General features: G+C 68.3%; 18 protein-coding genes. 12 read left to right on the top strand and 6 right to left on the bottom strand.

Going from position 1 to position 18,438, the window contains the following annotated elements:
• Positions 1 to 86 precede the first annotated feature (86 nt).
• Together treZ and treY are read right to left on the bottom strand one after the other, a co-directional pair.
• A complete protein-coding gene (gene treZ, locus HNR13_RS19670; protein ID WP_179608463.1) occupies positions 87 to 1,805 on the bottom strand; it encodes a malto-oligosyltrehalose trehalohydrolase in 1,719 nt (572 codons plus the stop codon).
• Positions 1,802 to 4,132 carry a malto-oligosyltrehalose synthase gene (treY, locus tag HNR13_RS19665; protein WP_343063632.1) on the bottom strand — a complete coding sequence of 777 codons (2,331 nt, stop codon included), beginning with the start codon at positions 4,130 to 4,132 and terminating at the stop codon, positions 1,802 to 1,804. The genes treZ and treY overlap by 4 nt, the downstream gene beginning before the upstream one ends.
• Before the next feature lie 183 nt (positions 4,133 to 4,315).
• On the opposite strand from treY, the gene HNR13_RS19660 reads away from it, so the two are divergent.
• Positions 4,316 to 4,489, top strand: coding sequence for a CsbD family protein (locus tag HNR13_RS19660; RefSeq protein ID WP_179608459.1), 174 nt, complete (start codon positions 4,316 to 4,318; stop codon positions 4,487 to 4,489).
• Positions 4,490 to 4,627: 138 nt separating this feature from the next.
• On the opposite strand, the gene HNR13_RS19655 is transcribed toward HNR13_RS19660, so the two are convergent.
• Positions 4,628 to 5,026 (bottom strand): RidA family protein, encoded by a 399-nt coding sequence (locus HNR13_RS19655; protein ID WP_179608457.1) that lies wholly within the window; start codon positions 5,024 to 5,026, stop codon positions 4,628 to 4,630.
• 150 nt (positions 5,027 to 5,176) lie between these two features.
• On the opposite strand from HNR13_RS19655, the gene HNR13_RS19650 reads away from it, so the two are divergent.
• The 3 genes from HNR13_RS19650 to HNR13_RS19640 all read left to right on the top strand — a co-directional run bounded on the left by HNR13_RS19650 (position 5,177) and on the right by HNR13_RS19640 (position 6,286).
• The gene (locus tag HNR13_RS19650; RefSeq protein ID WP_179608456.1) at positions 5,177 to 5,356 is read left to right on the top strand and encodes a hypothetical protein; all 180 of its coding nucleotides are present in this window, start codon (positions 5,177 to 5,179) and stop codon (positions 5,354 to 5,356) included.
• Between the two features lie 110 nt (positions 5,357 to 5,466).
• Entirely contained in the window at positions 5,467 to 6,003 is a 537-nt protein-coding gene (locus tag HNR13_RS19645) for a DUF6611 family protein (protein WP_179608454.1), read from the top strand.
• Between the two features lie 10 nt (positions 6,004 to 6,013).
• A complete protein-coding gene (locus tag HNR13_RS19640; RefSeq protein WP_179608452.1) occupies positions 6,014 to 6,286 on the top strand; it encodes a hypothetical protein in 273 nt (90 codons plus the stop codon).
• Between the two features lie 18 nt (positions 6,287 to 6,304).
• On the opposite strand, the gene HNR13_RS19635 is transcribed toward HNR13_RS19640, so the two are convergent.
• Positions 6,305 to 7,249 (bottom strand): NADP-dependent oxidoreductase, encoded by a 945-nt coding sequence (locus HNR13_RS19635; RefSeq protein WP_179608450.1) that lies wholly within the window; start codon positions 7,247 to 7,249, stop codon positions 6,305 to 6,307.
• A gap of 81 nt (positions 7,250 to 7,330) precedes the next feature.
• A complete protein-coding gene (locus HNR13_RS19630) occupies positions 7,331 to 8,281 on the bottom strand; it encodes a helix-turn-helix domain-containing protein (RefSeq protein ID WP_179608448.1) in 951 nt (316 codons plus the stop codon).
• A 128-nt stretch (positions 8,282 to 8,409) separates the two neighbouring features.
• Here HNR13_RS19630 and HNR13_RS19625 point away from each other — a divergent pair, with 128 nt between their 5' ends.
• The 5 genes from HNR13_RS19625 (at position 8,410) to HNR13_RS19605 (ending at position 10,832) form a co-directional block, all read left to right on the top strand.
• Positions 8,410 to 8,589 carry a hypothetical protein gene (locus HNR13_RS19625; RefSeq protein ID WP_343063631.1) on the top strand — a complete coding sequence of 60 codons (180 nt, stop codon included), beginning with the start codon at positions 8,410 to 8,412 and terminating at the stop codon, positions 8,587 to 8,589.
• 50 nt (positions 8,590 to 8,639) lie between these two features.
• Positions 8,640 to 9,284 (top strand): HAD-IA family hydrolase, encoded by a 645-nt coding sequence (locus HNR13_RS19620; protein WP_246312819.1) that lies wholly within the window; start codon positions 8,640 to 8,642, stop codon positions 9,282 to 9,284.
• A gap of 89 nt (positions 9,285 to 9,373) precedes the next feature.
• Complete coding sequence (locus HNR13_RS19615; RefSeq protein ID WP_179608446.1) at positions 9,374 to 9,739, top strand: ArsR/SmtB family transcription factor; 366 nt, start codon at positions 9,374 to 9,376, stop codon at positions 9,737 to 9,739.
• Complete coding sequence (locus tag HNR13_RS19610) at positions 9,736 to 10,212, top strand: SRPBCC family protein (protein WP_179608444.1); 477 nt, start codon at positions 9,736 to 9,738, stop codon at positions 10,210 to 10,212. The genes HNR13_RS19615 and HNR13_RS19610 overlap by 4 nt, the downstream gene beginning before the upstream one ends.
• 5 nt (positions 10,213 to 10,217) lie before the next feature.
• The gene (locus tag HNR13_RS19605; RefSeq protein ID WP_179608442.1) at positions 10,218 to 10,832 is read left to right on the top strand and encodes a dihydrofolate reductase family protein; all 615 of its coding nucleotides are present in this window, start codon (positions 10,218 to 10,220) and stop codon (positions 10,830 to 10,832) included.
• Between the two features lie 9 nt (positions 10,833 to 10,841).
• Here HNR13_RS19605 and HNR13_RS19600 read toward each other — a convergent pair whose 3' ends face one another.
• Positions 10,842 to 11,216: a DUF4190 domain-containing protein gene (locus tag HNR13_RS19600; protein WP_179608440.1), complete on the bottom strand. Its 375-nt coding sequence runs from the start codon at positions 11,214 to 11,216 to the stop codon at positions 10,842 to 10,844.
• A 920-nt stretch (positions 11,217 to 12,136) separates the two neighbouring features.
• On the opposite strand from HNR13_RS19600, the gene HNR13_RS19595 reads away from it, so the two are divergent.
• Genes HNR13_RS19595 through HNR13_RS19585 form a run of 3 tightly spaced genes read left to right on the top strand, consistent with a single transcriptional unit; the run spans position 12,137 to position 17,651 of the window.
• Complete coding sequence (locus HNR13_RS19595) at positions 12,137 to 14,935, top strand: type I restriction endonuclease subunit R (RefSeq protein ID WP_179608438.1); 2,799 nt, start codon at positions 12,137 to 12,139, stop codon at positions 14,933 to 14,935.
• Positions 14,932 to 16,167: a restriction endonuclease subunit S gene (locus tag HNR13_RS19590; protein WP_179608436.1), complete on the top strand. Its 1,236-nt coding sequence runs from the start codon at positions 14,932 to 14,934 to the stop codon at positions 16,165 to 16,167. The genes HNR13_RS19595 and HNR13_RS19590 overlap by 4 nt, the downstream gene beginning before the upstream one ends.
• Positions 16,164 to 17,651, top strand: coding sequence for a class I SAM-dependent DNA methyltransferase (locus HNR13_RS19585; RefSeq protein ID WP_179608434.1), 1,488 nt, complete (start codon positions 16,164 to 16,166; stop codon positions 17,649 to 17,651). Before HNR13_RS19590 ends, HNR13_RS19585 begins: the two co-directional genes overlap by 4 nt.
• Positions 17,652 to 18,438 lie beyond the last annotated feature (787 nt).

The following is an 18,438-nucleotide window of genomic DNA, read 5'->3' as shown; positions in this document are numbered from 1 at the left end:
TCCGATGATCGGGTAGACCGACAGGCTACCTGCGTGCGACGGACCGCGGGAAGCGGTTGACACGGGGGAGCGGTCCCGCTATCGGGTCAGCGAGTGATCCGCACGACCCGCACCGCGTCGTCGAACACGGCCTCGGTGACGGTGCCGTCCGCCGGGTGCGGGAGGTCGTGCCCGCTGAGCGCCGCCTCCACCCGCAGGCCCGCACGCGTGAACCCGAAGACGCCGTCCGCGCAGGTCACGTCCTTCGCGCGGGCGTCGGCCGGGAGGGCGCGCCGCACCTCGATGAGGCGGCGGTACCAGGCGAGCAGGCGCGCGTGGGACGGCTCGGCCGGCTCGGTCCAGTCGAGTTTCGCGCTCTCGAAGGTGGCGGGGTCCTGCGGGTCGGGGACCACGGCCGGGTCCCAGCCCATGCGGGCGAACTCGGCGATCCGGCCGGTGCGGGTGGCCTCCGCCAGGTCGGGCTCGGGGTGGGAGCTGAAGAACGGCCACGGGGTCGTCGCGCCCCACTCCTCGCCCATGAACAGCATGGGCGTGAACGGGCCGAGCAGGATCAACGCCGCGGCGACGGCGAGACGGCCCTCGTCGAGGGTCGCGGTGAGCCGGTCGCCGATCGCCCGGTTGCCGACCTGGTCGTGGTCCTGGCTGAACGCGACCAGCCGGGAGTGCGGGATGTCCGCGTCGAGTGGGCGGCCGTGGTGCCGTTCGCGGAAGCTGGACCAGGTGCCGTCGTGGAAGAAGCCGCGCTCGAACGTCTTGATCAGCGCCTCCGGCCCGGCGAAGTCGGCGTAGTACCCGCTCGTCTCGCCGGTCAGGTTGACATGGACCGCGTGGTGCACGTCGTCGTCCCACTGCGCGTCGAGGCCGTAGCCGTGCCGGCGGCGGTCGCGGATGAGCCTCGGGTCGTTGAGGTCGCTCTCCGCGATCAGGGTCGCCGGGCGGCCGGTCGTGTCGCGGAGCGCCGCCGCCTCGCGGGCGAGGGCCTCCAGGATGTGCTCCGCGCTGCTGTCGCGGAGCGCGTGCACGGCGTCCAGCCGCAGCCCGTCCACGTGCATGTCGCGCAGCCAGAACGCTGCGTTGTCGAGGATGAGCCTGCGCACCTCGTCGGAGCGCGGGCCGTCCAGGTTGACGGACGAGCCCCAGGTGTTGCGGCCCTCGCTCAGGTAGGGGCCGAACACCGGCAGATAATTGCCGCTCGGCCCGAGGTGGTTGTAGACCACGTCCTGTATGACCGCGATGCCGCGCCCGTGGCACGCGTCGACGAAGCGCTGGTAGGCGTCTGGACCGCCGTACGGTTCGTGGACGGCGAACCAGAGCACGCCGTCGTACCCCCAGCCGTGCGGGCCGTTGAACGCGTTGACCGGCAGCAGCTCGACGGCCTCCACGCCGAGCTCGGCGAGGTGGTCGAGCCGGCCGGCCGCCGCGTCGAGCGTCCCCTCGGGGGTGAACGTGCCGAGGTGGAGCTCGTAGATCACCCGGCCGGTGAGTGTGCCGGGCCGCCAGCCGCCGTCGGTCCAGCGGAACGCCGACGGGTCCCACTCCCGGCTCAGCGCGTGCACGCCGTCCGGCTGCCGCCGCGAGCGCGGGTCGGGGTGCGGCCCGGCGCCGTCGACGACGAAGCCGTAGTCGAGGGGCGCGCCATCGCCTCCTCGGTCCAGGGGAGCGGGAAGCCGCCACCACCCGTCGTCGCCCTTCTCCAGGGGATGCCGGCCTGCTCCGGCCACGTCCACCAGGACCGACTCCGCGTCGGGCGCCCACACCGGGAACGTGCGGTCGGGCACCGGCCGCCACGTGCCCCGCGCGCTCATCGGCCCACCGCCAGCAGCGCCACCGGGTACCGATCGAAGAGCTCGGCGAGACGCACCCGGCCGCTCACCTCGCGACCGGTCAGCTCGTCCCGGAGGGCGGCGTCGCCGAGGTCGACCGAGGTGTCGCCCCAGCCTCCCGCCGCCGCCAAGCCGACCGGCAGCCGGGTCGCGAGCGTGATCGCGCCGCCGCGGTCGAAGGCCACAAGGTGGTCCGCGCGGTCGCCGGAGGCCGTCACCGGCCGGTACTCCGAGAACAGCTCCGGCCGGTCGCGGCGGAGCCGCAGCGCACGGGAGGTGACCAGCAGCTTCGCCGCGCCCGACGAGTCGATCGGCGGCAGCCTGCCCTCGTCGAGGTGCGCGAGCAGCCCGGCCGCCGCGTCGAACTCCACCGGCCGCCGGTTGTCCGGGTCGACCAGCGAGCGCTCCCAGCGCTCGGACCCCTGGTACACGTCCGGGACGCCGGGCAACGTCAGTTGGACCAGCTTGGCGCCGAGGCCGTTGCTCGCTCCCGGCGCGTCGAGGATCGCTGCGATGGCGGTCACCTCCGCTGCAACGCGCGCGTCGTCGAAGGCGGCGTCGACCAGTTCGCCGAGCGCGTCCTCGAAGGACGCGTCCGGATCGGCCCAGCTCGTGCTCGCTCCGGCCTCGCGTGCGGCCTTGAGCGCGTAGGCGTGCAGCCGCTCGCGCGACGCGGGCCAGGCGCCGACGATCGACTGCCAGAGCAGGTTCTCGAGCGACCCGTCGCCGACCGACACGCGCAGGCGCACGGCGGCGAGGAAGCGCCCCCAGCGTTCCGGCAGCTCCGCGAGCACGGCGATGCGCGCGCGTGTGTCCTCGCTGCGTTTGGTGTCGTGCGTGCTGAGCGTCGTCAGCGAGTGCGGGAGCGCGGCCAGCCGCCGCTCCTGCAGCCGGTGGAACTCCCCGACCGGGAGGGCGAACTCGCTGGGATCGCCGCCCACCTCCGTCAGCGAGGCCAGCCGGGAGTACCGGTAGAAGGCGTTGTCCTCGACGCCTTTGGCCATGATCGCGCCGCTGGTCTGCTGGAACCGTGCGGATGCCGGCGCGATGCCGCCGTCAGGGCCCGGGGCGAACGCCTCGCCCACCCCGTTCAGCGCGTCGGCCAGGTCCGGCCGCGAGGCCGCCGCCGCGTCGAGCGCCGCACTCAGGTGGTCCGCGCCGAACGGGAGGTAGCTCCGGTAGACCGGGAAGCACGCCGCCAGTTCCGCCACTGCGTCCGCCCAGGTCTCGGACGCCGCCTCCGGATCCGGTTCCCCCGCGGGCGAACCGAGCTCTCGCACCACCCGCAGCACCTCCGACCGCAGGATCCCGTCGGCCGCCGCGCGCTTGCGCCGGTGGACGAGGCCCGGCCAGTCCCTGCTCTCCTCGCGCGCGTCGTGCTCCTCGGCCAGCGCGGTCAGCGGCTCCTCGCCCGCGGGGTCGACGAACACCCGGTCGACGATCCCGAGCGCGTCGTAGCCGGTCGTTCCGGCGATCGGCCAGTCGGGGATGCGCTCGTCGCCCTCCAGGATCTTCTCGACCCAGATCGGGCGCCCGTCGGCGAGGCCGGCGAGCCGGCGCAGGTAGTCGCCGGGGTCGCGCAGACCGTCGGGGTGGTCCACGCGGAGGCCGTCGACCAGGCCCTCGCGCAGCCAGCGCCCGATCTCGGCGTGCGTCGCCTCGAACACCCGCGGATCCTCCACCCGCAGCCCGGCGAGCGAGTTCACCGCGAAGAACCGGCGGTAGTTCAGCTCGGCGTCCGCGCGGCGCCAGGAGATCAGCTCGTAGTGCTGTCGCGCGTGCACTTCCCGCGGAGACGCGAACTCCGTTCCGGGAGCGAGCGGGAAGCGGTGCTCGTAGTAGCGCAGCTCGCCGTCCACCACCCGCAGCGCGTCGAGCTCGTCGGGGCCGTCGCCGAGCACCGGGAGGCGCAGCCGGCCCCCGCCGAACGCCCAGTCGATGTCGAAGTGGTCGGCGAACGCCGAGCCCTGGCCGGATCGGAGGACATCCCACCACCAGGGGTTCTCGTGCGGCACGGCGACGCCGAGATGGTTGGGCACGATGTCGACGACGACCCGGAACCCGCGGAGATGGGCCGCGTCGGCGAACTCGCGGAGCGCCTCCGGGCCGCCGCGCGCCTCGTCCACCCGGGTCGGATCGACGACGTCGTAGCCGTGGTCGGACCCGGCCGCCGACTGCAGCAGCGGCGACAGGTAGACGGCGTCGACGCCGAGGCGCCGCAGATAGTCGAGCACTTGGGTGGCGTCCCGCAGTGTGAATCCGGGCGTGATCTGGAGGCGGTAGGTGTTCTCGGGGACGTCTTGGCTCACACCAAGGATTCTTTCGCGCACCGCTCCGCGCTGGAAGGGGCTGGACATTCCGGTGGAGAACCGGTCACTACGACCGGCTGTGAGGGAACGGAGGGGATTGAAAAAAGCGGTCACCTGTGCGTTCTGGACGCGCCCGCCGCACGGTGGGAACGTCGGTGCCGACCCGAGCGAAAGGGGACAACCATGGGACTCGACGACAAGATCGAGAACACCGCTCAGAACGCGGGCGGCAAGGCCAAGGAGGCGACCGGCAAGGCGACCGGCGACCGGGACCTCGAGGCCGAAGGCAAGGGGGACCAGGTCAAGGCGGACCTCAAGAACGCCGGCGAGAAGGTGAAGGACGCCTTCAAGCACTGACCGGCCCCACGAGCAGCCCCCGCCCCGTCATCCCGGGCGGGGGCTTCCCGTCCGCGCGCCGGGACGGATCAGCCCGGACGAATCAGCGCAGACGGATCAGCCCCGACCGCTCAGCCCCGCCCGCTCAGCCCCGCCCGCTCACGCCGGCACCGCCGCGATCGCGCTGATCTCGATCAGCGCGCCCGGCACGCCGAGCCCCGCGACGCGGGAGGCCGTCACCAGGGGAGGAGCGCCGTCCCGCGCGAGCCGGGCCGCGATGGCGCCGTACGCCGCGCGCAGATCGGCGCCCGCGTCGATGAGGACGAACCACTGCACGACATCGTCGAGGCCGGCGCCCGCCGCGGCGAGGGCGACGCACGCGTTGTCGAGGGCGCGGGCGGCCTGCGGGCCGACCTCCGGCGAGACCAGCGCACCGGTCTCGTCGACGCCGTTCTGGCCGCCGAGGTAGACGGTCGCCGAGCCCGGCGGGACGACGGCGACATGGCTGAAGGCGGGGCTGCGGACGAGCCCGTCCGGCTGGAGGAAGGTGACGGCCATGCCCACATCCTGGCAGCGACCCCCGACGACGCGCCTCCCCGCTTCCGCGCACGCGCTGAAATCCCCGCGACGCGATACTCCAGGTGAAATCCGCCGCTCTCTCCCGCTCCGGGCGGCGCGACGCCCGCCGGCGGCCCCGATACTCGCTCCATGAACACGACGTCCCACACCCTCCCGTCCGCAGCCGGACCGGTCGTGCCGCACGTCGAGCGCGCGACGAGCATGGTGACGGGGCAGCCGATCCTGATCCGCTGCGAGTGCCCGCTGGGACGCGACCACACCTACGCCGAATGGCGGGAGCGGTTCGGCGACTCCGCCCCGGCCGAATGACCAGCCCCGCGCCCGCCTCGCGTGTGCGGAGCGTTGGTATCCGGCCGCTCCGCGCATGGATTCCGTGAGGATGCGCGCCACCCGCTTCCGCCCGGCGTAAACCGGTAGCCGTGACCACGATCGAGCGACCTCCCGCGCGCAGCAGGACGGCCCGATTCCTCGAAGGCGCCCACCGCTGGGGCTGGTTCGAGGAGACCTCCGCCCTGTACACCGCGCGCACGGGCGTCTCCGCGCGGCGGCTCGTCGTCTACCCGCCGGGGACGACCAGCTCCCAGCGGCGCGCCATCGTCTTCCGGCGGCGCTGGCCGGCCGCGGGCGGCCTGCTCGCGCTCCTGCCCGCCTTCGTCCTGGCGCCCGCGCCCGCGGTGGTCGCGATCGGCGCGATGGTGGTCGTCTACGTGGCGGGATTCGTGGTCGCCCTGGTCGCGACCCGGCGCGTGTGGCCGGAGTGCCGGGTGATCCGGTGCTCCACGGTCTCGGTCGGCGAGCAGCACGAGACCTACGGCGAGGAGCAGCTGGTCACGGCCTCCCTCGCCGCCCTCCTCGCGCTGGAGCGCGCCCGCCAGGAGGGGCGCATCGACGAAGTCGGCTTCGAACTCGGATGGAGCCGCGTCTACGATCTGGCGCACTCACGTCACGCGGAGTAGCTTGCGCAGCATGGGCGACCGTGTGGAGCGCGCCCGGGCGTGGCGTCGCGTCGGGCTGGGTGCGGTGTTCGCCGTCCTCGCGCTGGTCTCCACGATCGTCCTCACCGTCCTCATCCCCACCGAGGGAGAGAACCCGCGGGCGTGGGGGATCGTGGTGTGCGGCGTCGTGACGGTGCTGGTCTTCACCCAGGTGGCCCTCCGCAACTGGAGGCTGCTAAAGCACTACCGCGGCGACGACCTCCCGGTCGCGCACGCTGTGCACCGCCGCCTGCTGCACCACTGAGCGGCCGGGGTCATCCGCCTACGGGAGCAGGATGACCTTGCCGCCGGGGTGCCCCGACTCCACCAGCCGCGCTGCCTCGGCGGCCTCCGCGAGCGGGAACGTGCGGGCGATGTCCACCTCGAACGCGCCGTCGGCGATCAGGTCGAGCGCAAGGGCGTAGGCCTCGTCGCGCAGCCGGAGCTCGTCCGCGGTCATCGGCACCGGGTTCCCGCCGCCCCAGGCGCGGATGCCGAGCTCTTCCGCGCGCGGGCCGACCACGATCGTCCCGATCCGCGAGCGGTCGTCGACGAGGGCGAAGGAGGCCTCCAGTGCCTCGTCGGAGCCGATCGCGTCGAGGATGAGGTCGTAGCCGTCCGGCGCGGCCGCGCGGAGCCGGTCGAGCAAGCCCGGACCGTACGCGACCGGGATCGCGCCGAGCTCGCGCAGCCGCTCGTGGTTGGCCGGGGACGCGGTCGCGACCACCGTGGCGCCCATCCGGCGGGCGAGCTGGATCGCGGCCCGGCCGACACTGCCGGAACCGCCGTGGACGAGCAGCGTGATCCCCGGTCCGACCCCCAGCGACACGAGGGCCTGGTGGGCGGTGCCGACCGGGACTCCGATCGCGGCCGCCTGCTCCCAGGTCACCGCGGCGGGCTTGCGGACCAGGTGGGAGGCCGGGGCGACCAGGTGCGTCGTGTAGGCGCCGTGCGCGCCGCGCACCACGACGTGATCGCCCGGAGCCCAGTTGTCCACTCCCGGGCCGACCGCGACCACGACGCCGGCGGCGTCGCTGCCCGGCACGCGGGGCGCCGTGATCGGAGCGCTCGGCCGCGAGCCGCTGCGGAGCTTTCCGTCGATCGGGTTGACGCCGGCGGCGCGCACCGCGACCACCACACCGCCCTCCGGGGCGACAGGATCCGGCACCGCCGCCACCTCGAGCACGTCGGGGTCGCCGAGGCGGTCGTACTGGATCTGGGTGGCCATGCGGGAGTCCTTCCGTCGGGGTCGTGCTCTCGACTCAACCCGTGGGCGGCCGGTTCATTCCCCGCCCGGGCGGCCCGCAGGTCAGCGCTGGGCGAAGGCCGCGCGGTAGCGGGTCGGCGGCACGCCCACCTCGGCGTCGAAGTGGTGCCGCAGCAGGGTGGCGCTGGCGAAGCCGCTGCGACGCGCGACCTCCTCGACGGCGAGGTCGGTGGTCTCCAGCAGCAGGCGGGCGTGCAGGACGCGCTGCGTCGTGAGCCACTGCATCGGCGGCACCCCGGTTTCGGCGACGAAGCGGCGGGAGAAGCTCCTGGTCGACATGTGGGTGCGGGCGGCGAGGCCGGACACCGTGTGGTTCTCGTCCAGCGTGGTGCTGAGGTGGTCTAGCAGTTCGCTGAAGGTGTCGTCCTCGCAGTCGGAGACCGGCTTCTCGATGTACTGCCGCTGGCCGCCGTCGCGCTGCGGCGGGACGACCATGTTGCGCGCGATGGTGTTGGCGATCGCGCTGCCGAGCTCGCGCCGGACCAGGTGGAGGCAGGCGTCGATGCCCGCGGAGGTGCCCGCGCTCGTGATGATCGTGCCGTCGTCGATGAACAGCACGTCGGGGTCCACCTTCGCGAGCGGGAAGCGCTCCTGGAGGGCGTCGGCGTGGCGCCAGTGCGTCGTGCACACGCGGCCGTCGAGGAGGCCGGCGGCGCCGAGCACGAAGGCGCCGGAGCAGACGCTGAGCAGAATGGCGCCCCGGGCGTGCGCGCGGCGGAGGCCGTCGAGCAGCTCCTCCGGGTACTCGTCGCGGATCGTGGCGGCCGGCACGGCGATGAGGTCGGCGTCCTCCATCGCCTCCAGCCCGTAGGGCGCGATCAGCTGGACGCCGATCTCGTTCCGGATGGGCTCGCCCGGGGTCGCCGAGCAGACCCGGAAGTCGAACGGCGCGATCCCGGCGTAGCTGCGGTCGAGGCCGAACACCTCGCAGATGACGCCGAACTCGAACATCGCGAACTCGTCGATGACGGGCACAGCCACACGCTTCAACATGCCGTCCAGTGTACTGGCCGTATCTTTGCGAAGATAGACCTGAAGCCATCTGGTGGCCGAATATTTTCGCTCGTAACGTTGAGGTCATGGCAAACGGAACCTGGGCACAAGGAATCGAACATGGCTGGGTGGCCCGCCCGGTCCGCACCAACGGCGGCGAGCCGGTCCCGCCGCGACGCCGCCGCTTCGTGCTGAGCGATTGGCTCCCCGCGGCGGTCGCCGCGCGTGGGGGCCGCGTCACCCGCGAGACCGAGCGGGGCCTCGCCGACCTGCGCGCCGCGCAGGACGCCCGGAGCACCGGACGCTGATCCACGGCAGCCCGCGTCGTCCGGTCGCGGGCGCCGCCTAGGCTGGTCCGATGGAGATCAGCGCATCCGGATTCCTCTTCGATATGGACGGCACGCTCGTCGACTCGCACGCCGTGGTCGAAGCCGTCTGGAGCGAGTTCGGCCGGCGCCACGACCTCGACCCCGCCGAGATCCTCGCCTACGCGCACGGCAGGCAGGCGGCCGACACCGTCGCGCACCTTCTGCCGGACCTGCCGGCCGAGCGCCGCGCCGAGTTGGTTGCTGGGCTCGTCGCCGAGGAGGTGACACGGACGGACGGCATCGTGGAGGTGCCGGGGGCCGCCGCGCTGCTGGCGGCGCTCGCCGACGCCGCCGTGCCGGTGGCGATCGTCACGAGCGCGCCGCGCGAACTGGCCGTGGCGCGGCTGCGGGCCGCCGGCGTCCCCGTCCCCGGCGTCCTGGTCGCCGCCGAGGACGTCTCCCGCGGCAAGCCGGACCCGCAGGGCTACCTGCTCGCCGCCGAGCGGCTCGGCGTGCCGATCCGGAGCTGCGTCGTCTTCGAGGACGCCGAGGCCGGCCTGGCGGCCGCCGTCGCGTCCGGCGCCCGGGTCGTCGTCGTGGGCGGCCACTCCTCCGCCACGACCGAGGGCCTCGAGCGGCTCCGGGACTACACGGGCGCCGTCCCCGGCGTCGAGAGCGCCCCGCTGCACCGCTGATGGAGCCGCCTCCCATGGAGGGTTGACGGGCCGTTCGCCGCGTTCTATCCTCTAATCAACCGATTGATTGATAAATAAGCAGGTTGATTATGGTGGACGACGCGCTCGACAGGGCCTTCGCGGCCCTGTCCGACCCGGTGCGACGCGCGATGGTGGCGCGGCTCAGCCGGGGGCCGGCGACGGTGAACGAGCTGGCCGAGCCGTTCGACATCACCCTGCAGGCCGTCTCCAAGCACATCAGCGTGCTGGAGTCGGCCGGGCTGGTCTGGCGCACGCGCGAGGCACAGCGCCGCCCCGTCCACCTCGACGCCGCCGCGCTGGAGCGCCTCACGTCGTGGATCGATCGGTACCGCCTGGAGGCGGAACGGCAGTACCGCAGGCTCGACGCCCTGCTCGCGGCGCCTCCGGCACCCTCACCAGAACAGAGCAAGCGAATCAAGGAGAAGGAATCATGACCAACCCGGTCGTCATCGATGCCGTACCCGGCACCTCGTACGCCGACATCACCCGGGAGTTCGAAGCTCCCGTCGAGGCGGTCTTCCGCGCGCACGCCGACCCCGACCTGTACGTGCAGTGGATCGGCCCGCGCAGGCTCGACAACGCGATCACCCACTGGGACTTCCGCACCGGTGGAGGCTACGCCTTCGAGCAGAAGGACGAGGACGGCACGGTCTACGCCTTCCGCGGCGTCATCCACACCGTCGTCGAGAACGAGCTCATCATCCAGACCTTCGAGTTCCTCGGCGCGCCCAACGAGGTCAGCATCGACACGCTGCGCTTCGAGCCGCTGCCCGGCGGCCGCTCCCGGCTCGTCGGCCACTCGGTGTTCCCCTCCAAGGAGGCGCTGGAGGCCATGGTCGCCTCCGGCATGGAGTACGGGATGCGCGAAGGCTACGAGAAGCTCGACGAGCTCCTGGCGCGGGCCTGATCGCGATGACCAGGGTCGTCGCCGACATCACCGTCTCCCTCGACGGGTACGTGACCGGCCCCGACGCCGGCCCCGGCAACGGGCTCGGCACCGGGGGAGAGCCGCTGCACCGCTGGGTGTTCTCCGACGACCCCGGCGACAAGCGCATCCTCGCCGCCGCGACCGAGCGCTCCGGCGCGGTCGTCATGGGCCGCAACCTGTTCGACGTCGTCGACGGCCCCGGCGGCTGGAGCGACGAGCTGGGCTACGGCGCCACGGAGGTCGGGAAGCCGCCGTTCGTGGTCGCCACGAGCGCCGCGCCGCCGTCGGTGCGTCTCACCGGGCTAGACTGGACGTTCGTAACGACGGGCTTGTCCGACGCGGTCGCCGCAGCGCGGAAGGCCGCCGAAGCCGCATCGGCCGCGCGCGGCGCCGACCTGGACGCGATCCTCATGGGCGGAGGCGCCCTCGTGGGCTCGGCGCTCGCCGCTGGCCTCGTGGACACGCTGGTCCTGCACCTCTCGCCGATCATCCTGGGCGCGGGAACGCCGCTGTTCACGGGCACCCAGCCCCGCGAGCTCGTGCAGCGGGAGGTCGTGGTCACGACGACGGCTACGCACCTGACCTACGAGGTGGGGTGAGGCGCGCTCTCAGCCGTTCGTGACGAAGCTGGAGCCGGTCGGCGTGCAGGTGTAGGTGGTGCTCCCGACCACGTGCGTCCCGTAACCGAGCCGGTTGCACTCCTCGAAGAGGTGGACGAACTGCGGAATGAGGAAGGCGAGGATGAGCGCGATCATCAGGATCGTGACGGAGGCGACGGCGATCCCGGCGATCGCGAAGCCGTTCCGCTCCCCGGCACGCCGGGACTTCACGAGCGCCACGATGCTCAGCACCAGGCCCACGATGTTGGCGAAGCCGATGAACGCGAGCACGAAGCCGACGATTCCGAGCACCTGCGCAGTGCTCATGCGCGACGCGGGCGGGCGAGTCGGGTAGGGCGGCGCAGGCGCGGCGCCGATGGGCATGCTGCGGTCCTGGGGCTGGGCCTGGGGCGGGGGCGTGGCTGCGTCGCTGATCGGTCGCTCCTTCGGTCGAGCCGAGTGTAGGGCCTCGCCACACGATTTCGTGCTCGTTCGAGCAGAAAGCGTTTCGATTCGCCCGTCATCGTCACGACGTGGCAGGCTCTTGAACAGTGAGGCGGGCCGCGACTGGCGACAACGGCCGGCGGCCCGCCATCGCGAAGGGGCAGATCTGGGATGACGTTCCATCGATCGAGTGGGGTGTCGAATGACCGCCCCCGATGCCGTGGGGTTCGTGGCATCCACAAGCAAAGGCCGGCTTCGCGCCGTCGATCCAACAGGACAAAAGCCCCGCTGTTCCGGCTATTGCCTATTCAGCGGGGCTTTGCATCACTTGTGAAACGAGATAACATCTGGCGGAGTTGGCCCATTTTGGCGGCTGTATTTACGCGGATCTGGTGGCGAGAGCGATCCCAACTCGGAAAATTTAGTTGGCGGAAATTCAGCGAAGCTCCGGATCGAGCCGGGCCGGCTGGATCGGCCACGAAGCAGCAGTGGGCGCCGCCATGGGACTCGGACATGATCTGTCCGATCCCCGCGACAGTGACCACAAGTCCGTAGGCGAGCAACAGTCCAGCGGGGAGCCGGCTCGGATTGGGCTTGGAGGCAATTTGGACATGCTCCGCCGGGTTTCGCCGAATAGCGACCCGAGTTCGTTCGACCAACGCTTCATGGGTTCTCGGCGGAGGCAAGGGTCGACTCTGGTATCCATGCCGCGCGCTCCAAAGTATTGGAGTTGGCGTTGAACCGTCTGTGATGCGGAGGTCCAATTGGACTCGTATTCCAACCGCCCCGCCATGTTGCGCCACAGTCTGGGGGTGCCACCTTCCTCGGCGCAGAAGCGGAATCTCCATAGACTGACGACGATGAGTCACGAGGACCTGGCCGATCGCCTACCGGCGGAAGCTCGCGCCCGTGTGCTCATTGATCAACAGCTCACTGCTGCGGGCTGGTCTGTCCAGAATCGCAAAGAACTGAATCTTTTCAGCGCGCAGGGCATCGCGGTTCGCGAGGTGCCGATGGCCCGGGGCCACGGCCGCGTCGATTACCTGCTGTTTGTGGACAAACGGGTTGTAGGCGTCATCGAGGCCAAACCCGAAGGTGCCACACTGTCGGGCGTCGAGTGGCAATCGACGAAGTACGCAGATGGCCTGCCTTCTGAGTTCCAAAACCGTGCCGGTACGGTCGATGGGCGCCTTCCCTTCGTGTTCGAGGCGTCCGGTTCCGAGACACACTTCACGAATGGACTCGATCCGGATCCGCGGGCGCGGTCGATCTTCGCGTTCCCTCAGCCCGAGACACTCGCACGGTATCTCCGCGATCGGGATGAGGACCCGCTGACGCCGACCTGGCGAGGCAAGATTCGGCACATGCCGCCGCTATACACGGTTCCGCTGCGTCCGGCCCAGATTGATGCGATCCAGTGCACGGAAGCATCCCTCGCTGCGCAACGCGTGGATCGGTCGCTCATCCAGATGGCTACTGGCGCCGGCAAGACGTACACCGCCGTTACGCTCGCTTATCGGCTGCTGAAGGACGCTGGTTTCAAACGCATCCTGTTCCTCGTTGACCGGAACAACCTTGCGAAGCAGACCGCAGCTGAGTTTGAGAACTACTCCACCCCGGGGGACGGACGGAAGTTCACCGAGCTATACCCGGTACAGCGACTGCGCAGCGCGGCGATGGCGTCTAGCAGCAGCATCGTGATTTCCACCATCCAGCGCGTCCACGCCGCGCTGCGCGGCAAGGAAGTCTCCGACACGGACGACCCGGACCTCGATGACTTCGTGCCCGAGCAGCCCGCCGAAGTGTCCTACAACCCCGACATGCCGCCCGAAGCGTTCGACCTGGTGATCGTCGACGAAGCGCACCGGTCGATCTATGGAGTTTGGAAGGGAGTCCTCGAGTACTTCGACGCCCACATCCTGGGCCTCACCGCGACCCCGGGAAAGCAAACCTTCGCATTCTTCCGGCAGAACCTTGTCTCTCAATACACATATACCGAGTCCGTCGCTGACGGGGTGAATGTCGACTTCGACATCTACAGGATCCGCACCGAAGTCTCCGAAAATGGGGCGCGCATCGACGCGGGCACAGTAGTGCCGAAGGTGGATCGTCGCACGCGCAAGCAGAAGATCGAAGCGATTGACGAGGATCTGGAATACAGGAAGTCGCAGCTTGACCGTGCGGTGCAGAATCCGAACCAGATCCGCCTCGTCCTCGAGACGTTCCGCGACCGCCTGTTCAGCGAAATCTTCCCGGATCGTAATGCTGTGCCGAAGACGCTGATCTTCTGTAAAGACGACGCCCACGCTGAGGAGGTCGTAACGCAGGTGCGGCAGGTGTTCGGGAAGGGTAATGACTTCGCGGCGAAGATCACCTACCAGGCCAAGGATCCCGAAAGGGCCCTGCAGCAGTTCCGCACATCGCCAACTCTGCGAGTCGCGGTCACGGTCGACATGATTGCCACGGGGACCGACGTGAGGCCCCTTGAATGCGTTTTCTTCATGCGCGACGTGCGCAGTGCTCAATACTTCGAGCAGATGAAGGGCCGCGGGGCCCGTACGATCGCAAAGGCCGATTTTCAGGCCGTCACCCCCGACGCGCTGACGAGCGCGGCGGCGCAGGAGAAGACCCGGTTCGTTATCATCGATGCCGTCGGCGTCACCGAGCATGCCTTCGTCGACCCACCCCTCAACCGGGAAAAGGGCATCAGTCTGCAGAAGCTGCTGGGCAAGGTCGCGACGCTCACGATAACCGAGGATGAGACCGCGACGCTCGCATCCCGCCTCGCTGCGCTAGAACTGCAGGTCACAAGTAAAGAGCGGACAGAGCTGGACACCGTTGCTAAGCAGCCGCTGCGGGACATCATCAAGAGCCTGGTCGAGGCCAGCGACCCGCAGTTGCAAGCTGATGCCATTCAACAGGCCGGGGAGGGCGCAAACCCGAAGCGCGTCATCGCGGGTCTAATAGAGAAGGCGATCGAACCGCTCGCGGCGAACCCCGAACTGCGAACCCGGATCCTCGAGTTGCGCCGTCAGCACGATCTGATCATCGATGACGCTAACCCAGACCAACTCATCGAGGCATACGGTGTCGAGAACGCCGGCGCGGCAAAGGAACTCGTAAGCGACTGGCGTCAGTACATCGAAGATCACCGCGACGACATTATTGCCATCCAGGCGCTGCACCTCACTGGCGATACGTCGATCAAGGGCAGCTCGTTCGCGCAGTTGCGGGAACTCGCTGACCGCATTGCGCGCCCCCCGCACCAGTGGACGCCTCAAAAAATCTGGCAGGCTTATGCCGCGCTCGATACCACCCGGGTAAAGAAGAACGACCGTGCACAGGTCACCGATCTCGTGTCGTTGCTGCGGTTCGCCCTGGAAAGCGATGACGAACTTGTCCCGTACGCTGAGAAGGTCGCGAATCGGTACGCAAGTTGGCTCCTGCAACAGGAGCAGGCGGGTGTGACATTCAACGACACCCAACGATGGTGGCTCGACCGGATCGCCGACGTAATCGCCTCCTCCGCGGGTATGGGGCTTGAAGCTTTAGAGGGCGAACCATTCGCGCAGAAGGGTGGTATCTCTGGCGTGATTCGGGACCTGGGCGACCAAGCGGGCGACATCGTGCAGAAGATGAATGAGGAGCTGACGGCTTGACGGACTTGTGGCCGCTGGTACCCCTTGAGAAGCTCGGCAAATGGATCGGGGGCGGCACGCCCAGCAAGCGAAAGCCGGAGTACTGGACTAACGGAACTGTGCCATGGCTCTCGCCGAAGGACATGGGTGCCGATGTTCTCGTTGATGTCCGGGATCGGATCACAGAGCTAGCTGTAGAAGAATCCTCAACCTGCATTGTTCCTGCAGGTTCGGTCGCGATCGTCATACGGTCAGGAATCTTGGAGAGAACAGCGCCGGTTGCTGTGGTCCCTTTCGCGACGGCTGTGAACCAGGACATCAAGGCACTCGTTCCGGCTGAGGATGTGTCGCCTAGGTGGGTCGCCTGGATGCTCCGGGCGTTGGAACAGGAAATCCTCAGCGCAGCGCGCAAGGCCGGTACGACGGTTGCCTCACTCGAATTCTCACGCCTTAAAGCTATTGAGATCCCGATTCCTCCTCTCCAGGAGCAACTGCTGACCCTCGAGATCTTGGAGGATCAAGTTTCCCGAGTCGAAGCCGCCGCCCGCTACGTCACCACAGCTACGCGGCGCGCCCGCGCACTGCGAAGATCCCTCTCGAACGAGCTGTACCAGCGCGCAATAGGGGCAAGCGGCAACAGGCTTCGACGCTTGCCCGAAGTAGCGGCAATTCGAGGTGGAATTCAGAAACAAGCCAAGCGCCGACCGATCGCGAATAAGTATCCGTTTCTGCGGGTAGCAAATGTCACCGCCGAGGGGCTCGCCCTGGACGAGATCCACGAGGTCGAGCTTTTCGACGGTGAGCTTGAACGATACGAGTTGCAGCCTGGCGATCTGCTCGTTGTGGAGGGCAACGGCAGCGCGAGCCAAATCGGGCGGGCAGCCGTTTGGGACGGCTCGATCGCACCTGCTGTCCACCAGAATCATCTGATACGAGTTCGTCCTGGCGAACTGCTTGACCCTGCCTTCCTCGGAGCGGTCTGGAACTCCCCCGTGCTTCGAACCGCGCTGAGTAATGTTGCGAGTTCAACGAGCGGGTTACATACGCTCAGCGTTCGCAAGCTTGAACAACTTGAGATTCCGGTCCCCACGTTGGCCGTTCAGAAACGCCTAGTGGAAGAATTCACGACAAGGGTATGCGAACTGCGCCGAACTGAACGAGCGACGGAAATTGCATCAAAACGAGCGTCGTCGCTTCGCCGCGCGCTCCTCGCCGCCGCATATTCCGGCCGACTCACGGGATCGAACGCATGACTGACACTCGCCGCCTCGTTGACAAGCTTTGGTCTTACGCGGGTGTCCTCCGCGACGCTGGCGTCGGCGTAATCGAGTACACCGAGCAACTCACGTACCTTTTGTTCCTCAAGATGGCGCACGAACGCGCCACGCGGCCGTTGCTCCCCCAGCAGATTGTGCCAGAAGAGTTCTCTTGGCAGAAGCTTCTCGACGCGAAGGGCGCCGAGCTGGAGACTCTTTACTCGTCGTTCCTGCAGGGGCTAGGGAAGCTCGACGGTCTGCTCGGCACCATCTTTCGCAAAGCCGAGAATCGCGTGCAGGACCCTGCAATCCTCCAGCGCCTGATACATGACCTGATCAACAAGGAGACATGGTCAGCTGGCGGCGACCTCAACGGCGATGCCTACGAGGCTTTGCTCTCCAAGGGCGCCAGCGACAAGGGGTCGGGTGCCGGCCAGTACTTCACGCCGCGATCTATCATCTCGGCCATTGTCGACGCGGTTCAGCCCACTGTCCGCGACACGGTCGTCGATCCTGCGTGTGGCACCGGAGGATTCCTTCTCGGCGCGCACGAATACGCGTCTCGGGACTCAGAACACCTCGATCCCGAATCTCGCGAGCATTTGCGTACTGGTTTTGCGCACGGGACAGAGCTGGTGCCAGGTACAGCGCGCCTCGCGGCGATGAACCTGCTTCTGCATAACATGGCGGATCCAACTGGCGAATCACCGATCGAGGTCAAGGATGCGCTCCTCGCCGATCCCGGTAAGCGGTGGTCGGTGGTGCTCGCAAACCCACCGTTCGGCACTAAATCGTCGGTGACAATGGTCGGCGCCGACGGTCGCGAAGCGAAGGAAGACCGTGAGATCGAGCGAAACGACTTCGTCGTCACCACGAGCAACAAGCAACTGAATTTCCTGCAGCATATTATGACGGTGCTCGACATCAACGGACGTGCAGCCGTCGTGCTGCCCGACAATGTGCTCTTTGAAGGGGGCCCTGGTGAGACTCTGCGCCGCCGCCTTCTAAATGAGTTCGATCTGCATACGATCCTGCGCCTGCCGACTGGTGTGTTCTACGCGCAGGGAGTGAAGGCGAACGTGCTGTTCTTCGACAAGAAGCCGGCAAGCGAGACTCCATGGACACAGAAGACTTGGGTGTATGACCTGCGCACAAACAAGCACTTCACCCTCAAGCAGAACCCGCTCACCCGGGCCCACCTCGACGAGTTCGTGGACCTTTACCTCCCCGGGCGTTCGCACGCTGAGCGCGGAGAGTCTGGGCGTTTCAAGGCGTTCAACTACGAAGAGCTCATCGCGCGGGACAAGGTCAACTTAGATATCACATGGCTGCGCGACGAGTCCCTCGAAGACCTTGATAGCCTCCCATCCCCGGAAATCCTCGCGCGAGAGATTGTCGACGATCTCACCGCCGCGCTCGAAGAGTTTGCGGCGGTCGCCGACGCACTTGAGATGCGCCGCAGCGAGAACTCGTTCGAGTAGGCACTTCCACCAATAGAATTTCGCTCCGGACATTGACAGCTCGCACGAACCTTGGCATCTCCGTCGCCATTCCTGACATCTCTCGCAACTCGTTAGCTCGATGGCCGAGGTTTCACGTTGTTGACACCGCGAAAAGTGGGGCGCCAGGAGTGCCTGACCGAGAAGCACTCGCGGAAGCCGGGAGCGCTGCGAGGCTCGTGGCGCAACGAAACGGTGCGTGGTGCAGATGGGATAAACGCGCTGCCGACGCGTACCAGGACGACTCGACCTTCGGCTACCGATACTCGGCCGACGAAGCCGGTAGGGCTGGCTGGCGGATGAGCCGGCGCACGGTATGGAAACTGTGCCACAGGTCGGGATACTTCCCTCCGCGCAGTGTCGACGCCAGGTGAGATGTCTGGTCAGCGAGCGAAAGTGCAGGGAGCACATCCTGACCTCGGTCAAGAAGCCCGGCCGCGCCGCCGCTTCGTGGCGCAGTAAGCTACCGACTCAATCTGCCCACGAGCCTGCTCTCGCCTCGGGGCCCGGCTGTCGACCACGAGCTTGGAACCAACCGTGCCGCGTGATAGCCGGGCAATCCGAGTTTGAATGATGCGTGCGGGCGCTCGATCGGTACGCGCGCGAAGAAGGTCCATTCTTATGGATTCACGAAAGTGATCGCTTGTCAGCGACGAACTCTGCTGGATCACTCGATCGAAATTCCTGAATGGAGCACGCCGTCTCCTCCGTCTTAGCGGAGCCGGATTCGCGGACCCGGCAATGCCGGTCATCCCCCTTGCAGTGATAC

It is taken from the genome of Leifsonia shinshuensis, from assembly GCF_013410375.1.
GTDB lineage: Bacteria > Actinomycetota > Actinomycetes > Actinomycetales > Microbacteriaceae > Leifsonia > Leifsonia shinshuensis.
This window is presented reverse-complemented; position numbering and strand designations above follow the sequence as displayed.

Coding starts and splice junctions, on each gene's coding strand:
- treZ (WP_179608463.1), bottom strand. CDS start 1,805: ATGAGCGCGCGGGGCACGTGGCGGCCGGTGCCCGACCGCACGTTCCCG.
- HNR13_RS19660 (WP_179608459.1), top strand. CDS start 4,316: ATGGGACTCGACGACAAGATCGAGAACACCGCTCAGAACGCGGGCGGC.
- HNR13_RS19655 (WP_179608457.1), bottom strand. CDS start 5,026: ATGGCCGTCACCTTCCTCCAGCCGGACGGGCTCGTCCGCAGCCCCGCC.
- HNR13_RS19650 (WP_179608456.1), top strand. CDS start 5,177: ATGAACACGACGTCCCACACCCTCCCGTCCGCAGCCGGACCGGTCGTG.
- HNR13_RS19640 (WP_179608452.1), top strand. CDS start 6,014: ATGGGCGACCGTGTGGAGCGCGCCCGGGCGTGGCGTCGCGTCGGGCTG.
- HNR13_RS19635 (WP_179608450.1), bottom strand. CDS start 7,249: ATGGCCACCCAGATCCAGTACGACCGCCTCGGCGACCCCGACGTGCTC.
- HNR13_RS19630 (WP_179608448.1), bottom strand. CDS start 8,281: ATGTTGAAGCGTGTGGCTGTGCCCGTCATCGACGAGTTCGCGATGTTC.
- HNR13_RS19620 (WP_246312819.1), top strand. CDS start 8,640: ATGGAGATCAGCGCATCCGGATTCCTCTTCGATATGGACGGCACGCTC.
- HNR13_RS19615 (WP_179608446.1), top strand. CDS start 9,374: ATGGTGGACGACGCGCTCGACAGGGCCTTCGCGGCCCTGTCCGACCCG.
- HNR13_RS19610 (WP_179608444.1), top strand. CDS start 9,736: ATGACCAACCCGGTCGTCATCGATGCCGTACCCGGCACCTCGTACGCC.
- HNR13_RS19605 (WP_179608442.1), top strand. CDS start 10,218: ATGACCAGGGTCGTCGCCGACATCACCGTCTCCCTCGACGGGTACGTG.
- HNR13_RS19600 (WP_179608440.1), bottom strand. CDS start 11,216: ATGCCCATCGGCGCCGCGCCTGCGCCGCCCTACCCGACTCGCCCGCCC.
- HNR13_RS19595 (WP_179608438.1), top strand. CDS start 12,137: ATGAGTCACGAGGACCTGGCCGATCGCCTACCGGCGGAAGCTCGCGCC.
- HNR13_RS19585 (WP_179608434.1), top strand. CDS start 16,164: ATGACTGACACTCGCCGCCTCGTTGACAAGCTTTGGTCTTACGCGGGT.